Annotated in this window: 10 protein-coding genes; 6 read left to right on the top strand and 4 right to left on the bottom strand. The window is 76.0% G+C overall.

The features are described 5' to 3' along the window. Window positions 1-15 precede the first annotated feature (15 nt). Window positions 16-708, bottom strand: a complete 693-nt coding sequence (locus OG737_RS00670) for a response regulator transcription factor (protein WP_328924149.1) — start codon at window positions 706-708, stop codon at window positions 16-18. After that, on the bottom strand, window positions 705-1,568 hold the full coding sequence (locus OG737_RS00675; protein WP_328924150.1) for a histidine kinase: 864 nt from the start codon (window positions 1,566-1,568) through the stop codon (window positions 705-707). Before OG737_RS00675 ends, OG737_RS00670 begins: the two co-directional genes overlap by 4 nt. A 130-nt stretch (window positions 1,569-1,698) precedes the next feature. On the opposite strand from OG737_RS00675, the gene OG737_RS00680 reads away from it, so the two are divergent. Then, window positions 1,699-2,409 carry an ABC transporter ATP-binding protein gene (locus tag OG737_RS00680; protein ID WP_328924151.1) on the top strand — a complete coding sequence of 237 codons (711 nt, stop codon included), beginning with the start codon at window positions 1,699-1,701 and terminating at the stop codon, window positions 2,407-2,409. Beyond that, the gene (locus tag OG737_RS00685; protein WP_405921073.1) at window positions 2,406-4,715 is read left to right on the top strand and encodes an FtsX-like permease family protein; all 2,310 of its coding nucleotides are present in this window, start codon (window positions 2,406-2,408) and stop codon (window positions 4,713-4,715) included. Before OG737_RS00680 ends, OG737_RS00685 begins: the two co-directional genes overlap by 4 nt. A 21-nt stretch (window positions 4,716-4,736) precedes the next feature. Here OG737_RS00685 and OG737_RS00690 read toward each other — a convergent pair whose 3' ends face one another. Continuing rightward, window positions 4,737-5,615: a hypothetical protein gene (locus OG737_RS00690; RefSeq protein ID WP_405921074.1), complete on the bottom strand. Its 879-nt coding sequence runs from the start codon at window positions 5,613-5,615 to the stop codon at window positions 4,737-4,739. Window positions 5,616-5,801: 186 nt separating this feature from the next. Between OG737_RS00690 and OG737_RS00695 the strand changes: the two genes are divergently transcribed. Further along, window positions 5,802-6,224, top strand: a complete 423-nt coding sequence (locus OG737_RS00695; protein WP_328924154.1) for an STAS domain-containing protein — start codon at window positions 5,802-5,804, stop codon at window positions 6,222-6,224. Here OG737_RS00695 and OG737_RS00700 read toward each other — a convergent pair. Further along, the gene (locus tag OG737_RS00700) at window positions 6,214-6,942 is read right to left on the bottom strand and encodes an ABC transporter ATP-binding protein (RefSeq protein ID WP_328924155.1); all 729 of its coding nucleotides are present in this window, start codon (window positions 6,940-6,942) and stop codon (window positions 6,214-6,216) included. The genes OG737_RS00695 and OG737_RS00700 overlap by 11 nt on opposite strands. A 175-nt stretch (window positions 6,943-7,117) precedes the next feature. Between OG737_RS00700 and OG737_RS00705 the strand changes: the two genes are divergently transcribed. The 3 genes from OG737_RS00705 to OG737_RS00715 are packed head-to-tail and all read left to right on the top strand — an operon-like array spanning window position 7,118 to window position 14,156. Beyond that, window positions 7,118-10,441, top strand: a complete 3,324-nt coding sequence (locus OG737_RS00705; protein WP_328924156.1) for an FtsX-like permease family protein — start codon at window positions 7,118-7,120, stop codon at window positions 10,439-10,441. After that, window positions 10,438-13,173, top strand: a complete 2,736-nt coding sequence (locus tag OG737_RS00710; RefSeq protein ID WP_405921075.1) for a hypothetical protein — start codon at window positions 10,438-10,440, stop codon at window positions 13,171-13,173. Before OG737_RS00705 ends, OG737_RS00710 begins: the two co-directional genes overlap by 4 nt. After that, complete coding sequence (locus OG737_RS00715) at window positions 13,170-14,156, top strand: ABC transporter ATP-binding protein (protein WP_405680438.1); 987 nt, start codon at window positions 13,170-13,172, stop codon at window positions 14,154-14,156. The genes OG737_RS00710 and OG737_RS00715 overlap by 4 nt, the downstream gene beginning before the upstream one ends. The last annotated feature ends 25 nt before the right edge of the window (window positions 14,157-14,181 follow it).

A 14,181-nucleotide genomic window follows, 5' to 3' on the forward strand; every position in this document is an offset into this window, starting at 1 on the left:
AGAGCTGGTGGCCCGCTACTCCGAGCCCGGAGTGACCAGACCCGTCTCGTAGGCGAGGACCACGGCCTGGGCCCGGTCACGCAGCGACAGCTTCGCGAAGATCCGGGCCACGTGGGTCTTCACCGTGGCCTCGCTGAGCGTCAGCTCCCGCGCCAGTTCGGCGTTGGAACGGCCGCGGCCCATCAGCGTCAGCACCTCGCGCTCGCGCGGGGTCAGCGCGGCGAGCTCCCGGTGGACGGCGGGGGTGGCGATCCGGTCCGGCTCTGCGGCCGCCGGGGCGCAGCGCTCCACGAGGCGGCGGGTGATCGACGGGGCGAGCAGCGCGTCGCCGGTGCCGACGAGGCGGACGGCGGCGGCGAGGTGTTCGGGGGTGACGTCCTTGAGCAGGAAGCCGCTCGCTCCGGCGGCGAGGGCGGCATAGACGTATGTGTCGAGGTCGAAGGTGGTCAGCATGATCACCCGGCAGTCGGGGACCTCGGCGAGGATCCGGCGGGCGGCCTCCATGCCGTCCATGTTCGGCATCCGGATGTCGAGCAGGACGACGTCGGGGCGCAGGCTGCGTACGGCGGCGACCGCTTCCACCCCGTCGGCGGCCACCGCGACCACGTCGATGCCACGGGCGGTGAGGATCAACCGGAAGCCGGTGCGGACGAGGTCCTGGTCGTCGGCGATCACCACCCGGGGCGCGGGCCCGGCGGGGGCGGTCACGGCCGGTCCAGGGGCAGGCGGGCCCGCACGCGGAAGCCGCCGCCCAGGCGGCGGCGGGCGTCGAGGTCGCCGCCGTAGACGGCGACGCGCTCGCGCAGACCGAGCAGCCCGCGGCCGGCCCCCTCGGCCTTGGCGGCGGCCGGGCGGGTGCGCCGCTCCCCCGGTGCGGCGGCCCTCAGCACGCTGGGTCCGCTGGTGAGCACCTCCACGCGCAGCGCGTGGTCCGCGTAGCGCACCGTCACCTCCGTCCTGCCCCCGTCTCCGTGTTTGAGCGCATTGGTCAGTGCCTCCTGGATGATCCGGTACGCGGTGACGTCGATCCCCGCCGGCAGCGGGCTCGGGTCTCCCGAGATCCGGACGTCCACCGGCAGCCCGGCGAAGGCGAACCTGTCGATGAGCGGGGTCAGCCGGGCCATGGTCGGCTGCGGCGCGAGCCGCGTACCGGCCGTCGGGTGCGGGGCGTAGGGCTCGTACGGTTCGTCCGCGCCGTCCTGCGCGGGGGCCAGCAGCCCCAGCAGGTGCCGAAGTTCGGTCATGGTGTTCCGTCCGGCGCTCTCCACCGCGCCCATCGCCGCCGCGGCCTCCTCCGGCATGGTCTCCAGCACCTCGCGGGCGGCGCCCGCCTGGACCACCATGAGGCTGACGTTGTGGCTGACGATGTCGTGGAGTTCGGCCGCGATCCTGGCCCGTTCCGCGTCGACGGCGCTGCGGGCCGCGCTCTCGCGCTCCCGCTCCAGCAGCCAGGCGCGCTCCTCCAGGGCCGCGCGGTGGCCGCGCCGCGCGCGCCGCAGGGCCGCGCCCAGCCCGCCGGCCACGGCCGCGGCCACGCACGCGGCGCCCACCGCGATGATCAGTCCCACCCCGAACTCCCTCTGTCCGCCCGGGTGTCATTGTGCCGGACGGGCCGCGTACATCCCCAGGACGACCTGCCCGGACCTTTACATCCGGGGGGTGACGCACCGTCCCCGAACACCGCCTTAGGTTCGGGCCATGACAACTGATCACGGCAGTGCGGGCAACATGGTGGTGCGGCTGGAGGGCGTGCACAAGGAGTACGGCGACGCGAAGGCGCTGGACGGGCTGTCGCTGGAGATCCGGGCGGGCGACGCGGTCGCCGTCATGGGTCCTTCGGGCTGCGGCAAGTCGACCCTCCTCAACATGGTGGCCGGCCTGGACCGGCCGACCGCGGGTCTGGTGGAGGTGCACGGCCAGGACCTGGGCCGGCTGAACGAGACCGGGCTGGCCCTCTTCCGGCGCCGCCACATCGGCATGGTCTTCCAGTTCTTCAACCTCATCGACGATCTGCCCGCCCTCGACAACGTGGCGCTCGCGGCCCAGTTGACCGGCACCTCGGCCCGGCAGGCGCGCCGCCGGGCCCTGGAACTCCTCGACGAGCTGGGTGTCGCCGACCGCCGCAACAACTACCCGGCGACGCTCAGCGGCGGTGAACGCCAACGGGTCGCCGTGGCAAGGGCGTTGATGAACCGCCCGGCACTGCTGCTGGCGGACGAGCCGACGGGCGCCCTCGACAGCCGCTCGGGCGAGCAGGTGATGGACCTGCTGATCGACCTGAACCAGATCGGCCAGACCCTGCTGCTCGTCACCCACGACCGGCACCTGGCCACCCGCTGCGCCAGTCGGCTGGTCGAGGTCGCCGACGGTCGGGTGGCCCGCGAGAGCTCCCTGGAGGCGACCGCGTGAGCGCCGTATGGAGGGCCTCGCGTGCGGCAGTGAAGCGCCGCCGGGTCCAGACCTTCGTCATCGGGCTCGTCGTCCTGTGCTCCACCACGACCGTGCTGCTCGCGCTGGGGCTGCTTTCCGCCTCCTCGGGGCCGTTCGACACGGCGTACGCCGCCCAGCGCGGCGCCCACGCGGTGGCGGGCTTCGACACCGCGAAGGTCACCCGGGAGCAGTTGGAGCGGACCGCCCGGCAGCCGGGCGTGGAGGCCGCGGCCGGACCGTTCGGGCAGGCCGTGATCGACATCCCCAAGGGCTGGCTCTGGACGGCGGGCGGCACCCTCACGGTGGTGGGCCGGGCCGATCCTGCGGGCGAGGTGGACCGGATCGAGCTGCTGGAGGGCCACTGGGCCACCGCGCCCGGTGAGATCGTCGTGGGCTGGTCGGTCCAGGGTTCCCCCGGGCCCGAGTTGCTGGGCAGCAGGCTGGAGAACACCGGAGGGCCGACGCTGACCGTCGTCGGATTCGCCGCGAGCATGAGCCGGTCGGCGAGCGCCTGGGTCTCACCGGAGCAGATGGAGGCACTCCACCCGTCCTCCGCCCAGATGCTCTACCGGTTCACGGACGCCTCCACACCGGCGCGGCTGAGCGCCGCGCTGGCCGGGGCGACCGCCGGACTGCCGCAGGAATCGGTGATCGGCGTACAGGACTACTTCACCCTCAAGCAGACGTTCTCGGCCCTGGCCGACTCCTATCTCCCGTTCATCACGCTCTTCGGCGTCCTGGGCCTGCTGGTCTCCGCCCTGATCGTCGGCAACGTGGTCAGCGGGGCGGTCGTCTCCGGGTACCGGCACATCGGGGTGCTCAAGGCCCTGGGCTTCACCCCGAACCAGGTCGTCGCCGTCTACCTGACGATGGTCTGCGTCCCGGCCCTCTTCGGCTGTGTGCTGGGCACCCTGCTCGGCAACGCGCTGGCCGGGCCGATCCTGAAGATCGCGTTCACCGGCATCGAGACCGGGCAGGCGTCGGTCGGCGAGGTCGGCCCGTGGGTGTCCGTGGTCTGCCTGGCGGGCATGCCCGCCCTGGTCCTGTCGGCCGCGCTGGTCCCCGCCCTGCGGGCGCACCGGCTGCCCGCCGCCCGGGCGATCGGCGCGGGCGGCGCGCCGCGGACCGGGCGCGGACTGCGGGCCCAGCGGGTGCTCTCCTCCACGCGGCTGCCGCGCGCGGTCAGCCTGGGCCTGGGCCAGCCGTTCGCCCGCCCCGCCCGCACGCTGCTGACCATGGCGGCCATCGTCCTCGGTGTCACCACGGTGACCCTGTCGACCGGGCTGACCAGCACGATGGTGGCCTTCGGCGAGGTCGGCCGCGGGGACGGGGGCGCGAGGATCCATGTGGAGGCGGGAGGGCCGGGCAACGACCGGACGCCGCCGCTGCTCGGAGACCCGCAGATCGAGGAGCGGCTGCGGTCGCTCCCGGGCGCGGCTCGGGTACGGGCCCGGGCGTTCACCCAGGCGAACCTGACCGGGCAGACCCAGCCGGTCTACGCCGACTTCTACCGCGGCGACGATGCCCTGTACGCGGACACGATCGTCCGGGGCCGCGGACCGGCCGCGCCGGGTGAGGTCGTGGCCGGGCCGGCCTTCTTGAAGGAGCGCGGGCTGAAGGTCGGCGACCGGGTCGCTCTGGAGCTCGGCGGCAGGAAGATCTCCGCGACCGTGGTGGGTGAGCTCATCGAGGGCAACGCGCGGGCCCTGGAGGCCTCCTGGCAGACCCTGGCCCTGCTCGCACCGGAGGCCCGGGCCACCGAGTACACGGTACGGCTCGCCCCCGGGGCCGATGTCCGGGCCTACGTCGAGGCGGTCGAGGCGCTCGACCCCGGCCTGCGCGCCTCGGTGGCGGACTCGGGGAACACCGGCACCACCACCGTCGTCGCCTTCTCCACGGTGTTCACCGTGCTGCTGACCCTCGTCGCCTCGCTCGGGGTCTTCAACACCGTCCTGCTGAACACCCGCGAGCGCCGCCGGGACCTGGGCATGCTCAAGTCGATCGGGATGACTCCGCGGCAGGTGGTGGTGATGACGCTGACCTCGGTCGCCGGACCGGGCGCGGTCGGCGGGCTGCTCGGCATCCCGCTCGGGATCGCGGCGCACCGGCTGGTCGTCGACCACGTCGAGGTGGTCACCTTCCCCGAATCGATGAAGGACGTGTGGCACGCGCCGCAACTCGCCGCGATGCTGCTGGCGGGGGTGGCGATCGCCGTCCTGGGCGCGCTGGTCCCGGCCCGGTCCGCGGCCAGGGCGACCATCGCCTCCGTGCTGCACACCGAGTAGCGATGACGGCCGGGGCGGGCGTCACGCTCCCCCGTCCCCTTCTGTCGGCCCGGATCGCGCCCGGCGCGCGGCGGCCTCCGCCGCGCGCCGGGCCTTGCGGGCCTCGCGGGTGGCCGTGCGGTGGCGTTCCTCGGTCTCGGCGACGCCGGCGTAGGCGAGGTCCCGGGCGGCCTGGGCGCGCTCCACCTCCGCGTCGGCGGCCACCGCCTCGGCAACCGCCCGCCGCCTGGCCTCCTCGGCCTGGCGCAGTTCGTCCTCCCGCGCCGTGGCGGCCCATTCGGCGTCCCGGGCGGCGGCGCGTGCGGCCTCGGCCCCGGGGACGGGCCGCCGCTCGGCGGCCTGCGGTACGGCCGGTGCCTGCGGCTCGGGCGATGCCGGCGGCACGGGCGATGCGGGCTTTGCGGGCGGCACGGCGTCCGCGTCGACACCGGGGAACTCCGTCGGCAGCTTCGGCGCCTTCGCGAGCCGGCCCGAGGCCCAGGCCTCGGCCGCCTCCGGATCGGCCAGGGCAGCGTAGAGGATCTGCTCGACCTCCCGCAGCACCGTCTCGGAGACGGGGGTCCCGGCCTCGTCGGCCAGCCGCAGTGCCTCCCGGGCCAGCGCCCCGACCACCACGTGCTGCTGGTGGGACAGATCGCGCAGCTGCTCCCCGTCCAGGGACCGGTGCGCCGCCCGCAGCGCCTGCCCGAGCTGGCGGAACTGCTCGACCTCCTCCGGCTTCGCCCGGACGAGCGTGTTCGACGTCCACGCCGCGATGGTGGGCCGCCGCAGCCCCGCGATCCGCTTCCCCGCGGCCGGATCCCCGGCCCGTTTCGCCCGGGACGCCGCCTCGTCCCGCGCCGCCGTGAACCGCGCGGGAGGCAGCGCGTACAGGCCGTCGATGACCTCTTCCACATCCACGCCGCCCACTCTCCGTCATCATCACCCGCGGACGGGGGACCGTGCGGACTCAGCGCGCCGCCAGCGGGACGCATCGGTACCCCGGGTACGGGACGAAGATCGCCGGAACGGGCCAGCGGCGCGGCCCGCGCGGGTGAATGACCGCTCCCGCCCGTTCCCACCTGGGGTGGAGCCCGTTGGAGAGTCATGCGCACTCCGATAGACGCCCCGATGAACGCATCGGCGGACGCCCCGGTTCCGGCCGTGGCCGCCGCTCTCCGCGGAGCCTTCACCGAGCGCGCGGTGGAGGCCGGTCCCGATCCCCTCTCCCGCATACGGGCCACGCTCCGCGACGACGTGCTCTGCGTCAGCCTGGCCGGGGAGTTCGACCACTACACCTGCGCCCGCCTGAACGGCCTCCTCGACGAAGGCGCCGCCCGCGGAGCCCGCCGGCTCGTCCTCGACGCGGCCGGGGTCAGCTTCTGCGACTCGGCCCTGCTCCACGTGCTGGACCGGTGGGCCCTGACAGGCGGCCAGGTGGAGCTGGCGGCGACCTCCCGCGCGCTGCGTCTGCTGCTGAACGTGGCGGCCCGGGTCCATCGCCCGCCCCGGGTCTGGCTCAGCCGGTGACCGCCTGACCGACGCGGTGTTCTTCGACGATGCGGCCGTCACGCAGTTCCACGACCCGGTCGGCCAGTTCGATCAGGGCCGGGTCGTGGGTGGCGACCAGCGCGGTGACGCCTTCGCTGCGCACCACCGCCCGCAGCAGCCGCATGATCGAGCGCCCCGTCTCGGAGTCGAGCTGGCCGGTCGGTTCGTCCGCGATGATCAGGTCCGGTTCGTTCGCCAGGGCCCGGGCCACGGCCACCCGCTGCTGCTGGCCGCCGGAGAGTTCACCGGGGCGCTGGCCCGCGTGGTCGGCGAGGCCCACCAGGGCGAGCAGCGTCCTGGCGCGCTCCTCGCGCCGGCGGGCGGGGATCTTCCGCAGCCGCATGGGGACCCCGACGTTCTCGGCGGCGGTCAGGACGGGGATCAGGCCGAAGGACTGGAACACGAAGCCGATCCGCTCGCGGCGCAGCCCCAGCAGCCCCGGCTCGTCCAGGCCCGCCAGCGGGGTGCCGTCGAGCAGGACGGTTCCGGCGGTCGGGGTGTCGAGGCCGCCGACCAGGTTCAGCAGGGTGGTCTTGCCGGAGCCGGACCGGCCCTTGAGCGCGGTGAGTTCGCCGCGGCGCACCTCGAACGACACGCCGCGCAGGGCGTGTACGGCTCGGGGGCCGCTGCCGAAGCTCCGGTGGACGTCGTCCACCACGACCATGGGCCCCGCCGTGCCGTCCTGTTGCTGCGTCATGTTGTGGGCTCCCCCTGAGACTGGAATCGGCCGACGGGCGCCCCGTGGAACGCCTCCCGTCGAATTTGCTCATCCGTCACATCCTGTACGCAAGTCCCTTCCCCTGTGCGTTCGAATCTGACAGCATCGTCCGCTATCCGGTGCCAGAGGTCCGGACGGGGGAGGAACAAGGCACATGCTCGGCTTCGTCGTGCGCCGGCTGCGCGGGCGATTGCCGCTCGCTGCCGCCGTACTGCTCACCGTACTGATCACCACGACCGTGCTGACGGCACTGTTCGCCTTCACCCGTGGTGTGGGCGAGGCGGGACTGCGCCAGGCGCTCCAGGGGCCGGGCTGGAGCCGGGCCACCGTCCTGGTCACCGACGAGCATCCGGGGTCGGCCGGCCCCGGGGGCGACGGGGCCGTACGGGCCTTCGCGGGCGAGCTGTTCGGCGGGATCCCGTACGGCGTCGAGTCGGTGGCGCGCAGCCGTCCGTACGGCCTGCAAGGTGGCAGCGCGCCCGGCAAGGACGCCGATCTGACACTGCTCGCCTCCCTCGACCGGGACCGCGTACGGCTCCTCGCGGGCCAGTGGCCGCAGGCGGCGGGCGGACCGGGCGGGGCGGATCCGTCCCGGCTGCCGGTGGCCGTGCCCCGGGCGGCGCTGGTCCGGCTCGGACTGACCGAGGCCGCGCTGCCCGCCGAGCTGCACCTGGACGACCGGTACGGCGGCGCCCCGCTCACCGTGCTGGTCACCGGCGTCTACCAGGCGGCCGATCCCGGGGCCGCGTACTGGCGGCTCGACCCGCTCGGCGGCCGCGAGGTCCAGGTCGGCAGTTTCACCACCTACGGCCCGCTGCTCGTCGACGGCAGCGCCTTCACCGCGGGCGGGCTCGCGCAGAACAGCCGTGCCTCGCTCCTCGCCCCCGACTTCGCCGCCGTGCGCCCCGCCGAGGCCGAGGTCCTGCGCGAACGCGCGGCGCCACTGGCCGGCGGCCCGGCCGGAGCCGGTGTCAAGATCCCCGCCGGCCTCCAGATCAGGAGCGAACTTCCGGCACTGCTCGGCGAGTTGGAGTCCGCTCAACTCGTCGCCCGTTCTTCCCTGCTGGTCGGCGCGCTCCAGCTCGCCGTCCTCGCCGCGGCCGCCCTGCTGCTGGTCGCCCACCTGCTGACGGACCGCCAGGAACCCGAGCGCGTCCTGCTCACCGCGCGCGGCGCCTCACGCGCACGGCTCGGCGCCCTCGGCGCCGCCGGGTCGCTGCTCCTGGCGCTGCCCGCCGCCGTTCTCGCACCGCTGCTCGCCCCGCCCCTGCTGGACCTGCTCGGCGGATTCGGCCCGCTGTCGCAGGTCCCGTTCGACACGTCCGGGGGCTGGCTGCTGTGGCCCGTCGCGGGCGCCTGCGCCCTCGGGTGCGTGGCCCTGACCGCGCTTCCGGCCGTACTGCGCGGCGCGGGCGCCGCCGCCCTGCGCCGCAGCGGCCGCCGTCAGGCCCTCGTCGCGGGGGCCGCCCGGTCCGGCGCGGACCTGGCGCTGGTGGTGCTCGCCGTCCTCGCCTACCAGCAGCTGGCGCAGTACAGCGGCCACGGGCCCGCCCCGGCCGGGGCGGGCGGCGGACTCGGCGTCGACCCGGTGCTGGTGGCCGCGCCGACCCTGGCCCTGTGCGCCGGCACCCTCCTGGTGCTGCGGCTGCTGCCGTTCGCCGCGCGGCTGGGCGGGCGGCTGGCCGCCCGCGGCCGCGGGCTGGGCCCCGCACTGGTCGGCTGGCAGCTCGCCCGCCGGCCCGGGCGGGCCACCGGCCCCGTGCTGCTGCTGGTCCTCGCCGTGTCCAGCGGGGTCCTGGCGCTCGGCCAGCACACCGCCTGGTCCGCGTCCCAGCGCGACCAGGCCGACTTCGCCACCGCCGGCGGCCTGCGGATATCGGGCAGCGAACTGGCCTCGCCGGGCCGGGGCGGACGCTACGCGTCACTGCCCGGCGGCGAGCGGGTGATCCCGGTGATCCGTGCCAAGCAGGAGCTGCCGGGCGGGCGCGCCGGGGAGGTGCTCGCGCTGGACGCCGCCGGGGTGGCCGAACGGGTGCCGCTGCGCGCCGACTTGCGGGACGGGCGCGCCATGCGGGAGCTGTTCAAGCCCCTCGCCGTGGACGGCGGCACGGGCGCGGGCGGCATCGCGCTGCCCGGCCGGCCGCGGCGCATCGACGTGGACGTGACGGTACGGGCGCCGGGAGTCGGCAGCCACCCCGGCCTGGGGCTGCTGCTGCGCGACCGGTTCGGCCTCACCTTCCGGACTCCGATGCTCCAGCTGCCCGAGGCAGGGGAAGCGACCGTATCGGTGGACCTGGACGCGCTCACCGGGGCCCCGCTCGGGTCCGCCGCCGCGCCGCTGAACCTGGCCGGGCTGGTGTTCTCGTACGGCATGGAGGACCCCGGCCCCGACCCCTCCGACGACGGGGTGGCGCCCGGCCCGCGGGATCTCACCGGGGAGCTGACCGTACGCCGGCTCGCCGTCGCCGACAGCCCGCACGGCGAGGCCCTGCCCGTCCCCGGCGGCGCGTCTGCCTGGGCCCTGAGCACCCCGGCCCTGACCAGCGGCGCTGCCGTCGCCGAACTGCTGCCGGGCGCTGAGGGCGGCCAGGGCGGCCCGGCACTGCTGCGGCTGCGCTACCGCGGCGGCTCCGACACCCTCGCCGGCGTCCGGATCGGGCTGGTCCCCGGCGGTGCTCCCGCGGCCGAGGTGCCCGGCATCGCCACCCGCGGGTACCTCGCCGCCGTCGGCGCGTCCGTCGGCGATCTGGTCCGCGTTCCCCTGGGCAGCGCGAGCGTGCCGGTGCGGATCACCGCGGCCGTCGGCTCCCTGCCGGTGGCCGGTGACAGCGCGCTGGCCGTCGATCTGGCCACCGCCGGGCGGCTGTTGGCCGCCGACGGCGCGAGGGAGCTGCCCGCCCCCGGCGAGTGGTGGCTGCCGGCCGCCTCCGCGGGCGACCCCGTCCCCGCGCAGGCCGCCGCCGCACTGCGCTCCGCGGCCGGGTCGCAGCAGGTGGAGCTGCGCGAGGAAGTGGCCGCCGCCCTGCTGGACGACCCGCTGAGCGCGGGCCCCCAGAGCGCGCTCGCCGCCCTCGCGGTGGCCTGCGCGGTGCTGGCGGCGATCGGCTTCGGGGCCGCCGCCGCTGCCACCGGGCGGGAACGGGCCCGGGAGTTCGCCGTGCTGCTGGCGCTCGGTGCGCCCCGCCGCGGGCTGGGCCGGACGGCCGCCGCCGATAGCGGTGTCCTGGTGGGCCTGGGCACCGCCGTCGGGCTGGGGCTCGGCGCCGCCATCGTCCACATGGTGGTGCCGCTGGTGGTGCTGACGCCGGCCGCGCGGCGGCCGGTGCCCGGGGTGCTGGTGGACCTGCCGGCTGCCCAGACCCTGCTGATGGCCGCCGCGGTCGCCGCGGTGCCGCTGCTGTCGGCCGTGTTCGGCGGCCGCCGTGACCGGACCGTCCGGGGCTCCGCCGAACGGCTGCGCCTCTTGGAGGACATGTGACCCGCCCGGCCCCGACCGCCGCCGACGGGCGCGGGACCCGCCCCGCGCCCTGGGTACGGACCCGGCTGCGCGCCGCGCCGCTGACCGCGCTGCTCGGCGCCGCCCTCGCCTTCGTCGCCGTCCTGCTGGCGGCCGCCCTGCCGCGCGCCGTCGACCGGGGCTCCGACCAGGCGCTGCGCTCCTTCCTGCACGACCGGGGCCCCGGCCCGACGAGCCTGCTCGCCACCGCGCCCGCCCGGTACGGCCGGCAGAGCCCCCAGGAGCTGGACTCCGTGCTCGCCACGCTGCGTTCGCGTACCGGCGGGTCCTTCAGGCTCGATGCGAGCGGTCCGGTGCACGGCACCCTCGGTGTGAAATCGCGCAGCCTCACCAACCCCGACATGCCGCGTCCCGATGGTGTCGACCCGCGGCTCACGCTGATCCGCCTGCCCGAGGCCGCCGCGCACGTGTCTCTCGTGGCCGGGCGCTGGCCTGGCGGCGCCGCCCCCGGCGCCCCGGTCCAGGTCGCGCTGTCGCGCGCGGCGTCCGAGACCCTCCGGGTCCCGCTCGGCACCGTGCTGGAATCCGTACCGGGCACCGCCGGTACGGCCCGGGCCGAGGTGGTCGGCCTCTACGACGCCGCCGACCCGACGGACGTCTACTGGACCGACCTGCCCTGCCTGACCAAGGCCTGCCAGGCCTTCACTCCCACCGTCGTGCCCCAGCTGTACTGGCAGACGGCCGCCCTGGTCGGCCCGGACGGCCTCGACCCGCTCGCCGTCTGGGGCGACGGCGCCGAAGACTTCTGGCGGCTGCCGGTCGACACCGCGGTCCTGCGGGCCGACCAGCTGCCCGCCGTCACCCGGGAGATCGCCGCCTACGTGGCCGGCCCCACCTCCTCCGCGCTGACACGCGCCACCCAGCGCCCCGAGCTGCGCATCAACTCCCGCCTGCCGGAACTGTTCAAGCAGGCCGAGGCCCGTCGCCAGGCCGCCGCGCCACTCGCCGCGATCGGCACGGCCGGAGTCGCCGGGGTGGCCCTCGTCGTGTTCTGCCTCGCCGCCGCGCTCACCGGGGACCGGCGCGAGGCCGAACTGCGGCTGCTGCTCGCACGCGGCGGCTCGCGCCGCACCGTCGTGGGCCGCCTGCTCGGTGAGGCCGCCGTCACCGTGCTGCCGGCCGCCGCGCTGGCCACTTGGCTCGCCGTACTGCTGCTGCCGACACCGCGCCTGACCGCCTCGCTGGCCGGGGCGTCGGCCGTCACCCTCCTGGCGCTGCTGGCCTTCCCCGTACGCGCCGCCGTGCTGCTGTCCGCGCCGCGGCGGCCGCGCCCCCGCCGCCGGCTCGTCGCCGAGCTGCTCGTGCTCACCGCCACCGCCGCGGCCGTGTTCGAGGTACGCCGTCGCGGGGTCGCCCCCGCCGGCGGCGGACTGGATCCGCTGGTGGTCGCCGCCCCGCTGCTGCTGGCGCTGTCCGGCGCGCTCGTCCTGGCCCGGCTGCTGCCCGCCGCCGTCGGGGCGATGGCCCGGGCGGCGGGCCGGGGTTCCGGCCTGATCGGCTTCCTGGGGCTGGCCCGGGCCGCCCGGGGCACCGGCGGCCGGGCACGCGTCCCGGTGCTACCGCTGGTCGCGCTGCTGCTCGCGGTCACCACGGGCGGCTTCGGGGCCACGGTGCTGAGCTCGGTGGACACCGCCCGGCTGCAGGCGGTCCGGCAGACCGTCGGCGGCGACGCCCAGGTCATCGCGCCCGCGGCCGGCACCCTCGCGCCGGAGCTGATCCGAGCCGCGGCCGCGCTGCCCGGCGTACGCACGTCCGTCCCCGTGTGGACGGACGACTACACCTTCCTCTTCGGCACCAAGGAGGGCTCCACCCAGGTGACGGTGGTCGTCGCCGAGCCGGAGGCGTACGCGGAACTGGCCCGCACCGTGGGGCGCGGCCGGTTCGACCCGGCGCTGCTCGCCGGCGGCGCCCCCGACGCTCCCGTGCCCGCGCTGCTGAGCCGCGACCTCGCCGCGCGAGCCGTCTCCGACACCCTGCGGGTGCGGATCGGCAGCGACGAAGTCGCGGTCAGGGCCGCCGGTGTGGTCGACGGCACGCCCGCCGTGGCGGGCCCGGGCGGCTCCACCGTCGTGCTCCCGGCCGGACCGGCCGGCGCCCACATCCCCAAGACCACCCGCCCGAACCGGTGGTTCGCGACCGGGCCCGTCGACGAGACCGGGCTGCACGACCTGATCCGCGCCACGGTTCCGGCCGCGACCGCCGGCCACTACACGGTCAAGACCAGTGCCGCCTCCGTCGCGGCACTCGCCGGCGAACCCCTCCAGCACTCGGCCGGCCGGCTGTTCTGGGCGGCCGTCGCGGCCGCCGCGGGCTTCGCCCTGCTGTCCGTCCTCCTCACCCTCGTCCGCGCGGCGCCCGAGCGGGCGGCGCTGCTGGCGCGGCTGCGCACCATGGGCCTGCGCCCCCGGCAGGGCGTGGCCCTGATCCTGGCCGAGGCGTTGCCGCAGGCCCTGGTCGCCGCCCTCGGCGGCGGGCTGGTCGCGCTGGCCGCCGTGGCCCTGCTCGGCCCGGCCGTGGACCTGTCCGCGCTGGTCGGGGAGAAGGTGCCGGCCGGGCTGCGGCTCGCCGCGCGGCCCGTGCTGACCCAGGTGCTGGGCCTGACGGCCCTGGTCACCGCGGGTGTGCTCGCGGAGGCCGCGATATCCGGAAGGCGACAGATCACCACCGAGTTGAGAGCGGGAGACCAGCGGTGAACACCGACCAGCCGACCTACGAAGAGCTGCGCACGCAGGCCCTGGCCGCCGCCGCGCCCCGTACGACCGGGGCGGGCACGGCCATCGCCTGCGACCGCCTGGTGCGCATCTTCAGCACCGACGGGGTCGAGGTACAGGCCTTGCAGGGGCTCGAACTGACCGTGGCCCAGGGTGACCTGGTGGCCCTGGTCGGTGCCTCCGGCAGCGGCAAGTCCACCCTGCTGAACATCCTGGCCGGACTGGACGTCCCCACGGCGGGCACCGCCACCGTCGGCGGCTACGACCTGCTGGAAATGTCCGCGAAGGACCGGCTGCGCTACCGGCGGGAGGCGGTGGGCTTCGTCTGGCAGCAGACCGCCCGCAATCTGCTGCCCTTCCTGACCGCGGCCCAGAACATCGCCCTCCCCATGCAGCTGAGGGGCCGCGCCTCCCGGGGCGCCGCCGCGCGCCGCGCGGGCCGCGTCCGCGACCTCCTCGAAGCGCTGGAGATCCCCGACCTGGCGGGCCGCCGGCCGGCCGAGCTCTCCGGCGGGCAGCAGCAGCGGGTGGCGATCGCCGTGGCCATGGCCAACGATCCCGCGGTCCTGCTCGCCGACGAGCCCACCGGAGAACTCGACTCCGAGACCGGCGCCGCCATCTTCGAGGCCTTCCGCACCGTCAACCGCGAGCTGGGCGCCACCGTGGTCATCGTGACCCACGACCCGCTCGTCGCGGGCGAGGTCCGCCGCACCGTGGCCATCCGCGACGGCCGCACCAGCAGCGAGGTCCTGCGCCGCACGGTCACCGACGAGCACGGCGCGGAGTCGGTGAGCGAGCGCGAGTACGTGATGCTGGACCGCACCGGCCGCGTGCAGCTCCCGCAGAAGTTCCTGGAGGCCCTGGGCATGGAGCAGCGCGTGGCCGTCGACCTCGCCGCCGACCACATCGAGGTGCGCCGCGACGACGCGGACGCGGACGGGGACGCGGACGGGGACGACGCCTGAAGGACACCCGCGGGACCGGATTCCG

Source organism: Streptomyces sp. NBC_00122 (assembly GCF_045160845.1).
Classification (GTDB): Bacteria; Actinomycetota; Actinomycetes; order Streptomycetales; family Streptomycetaceae; genus Streptomyces.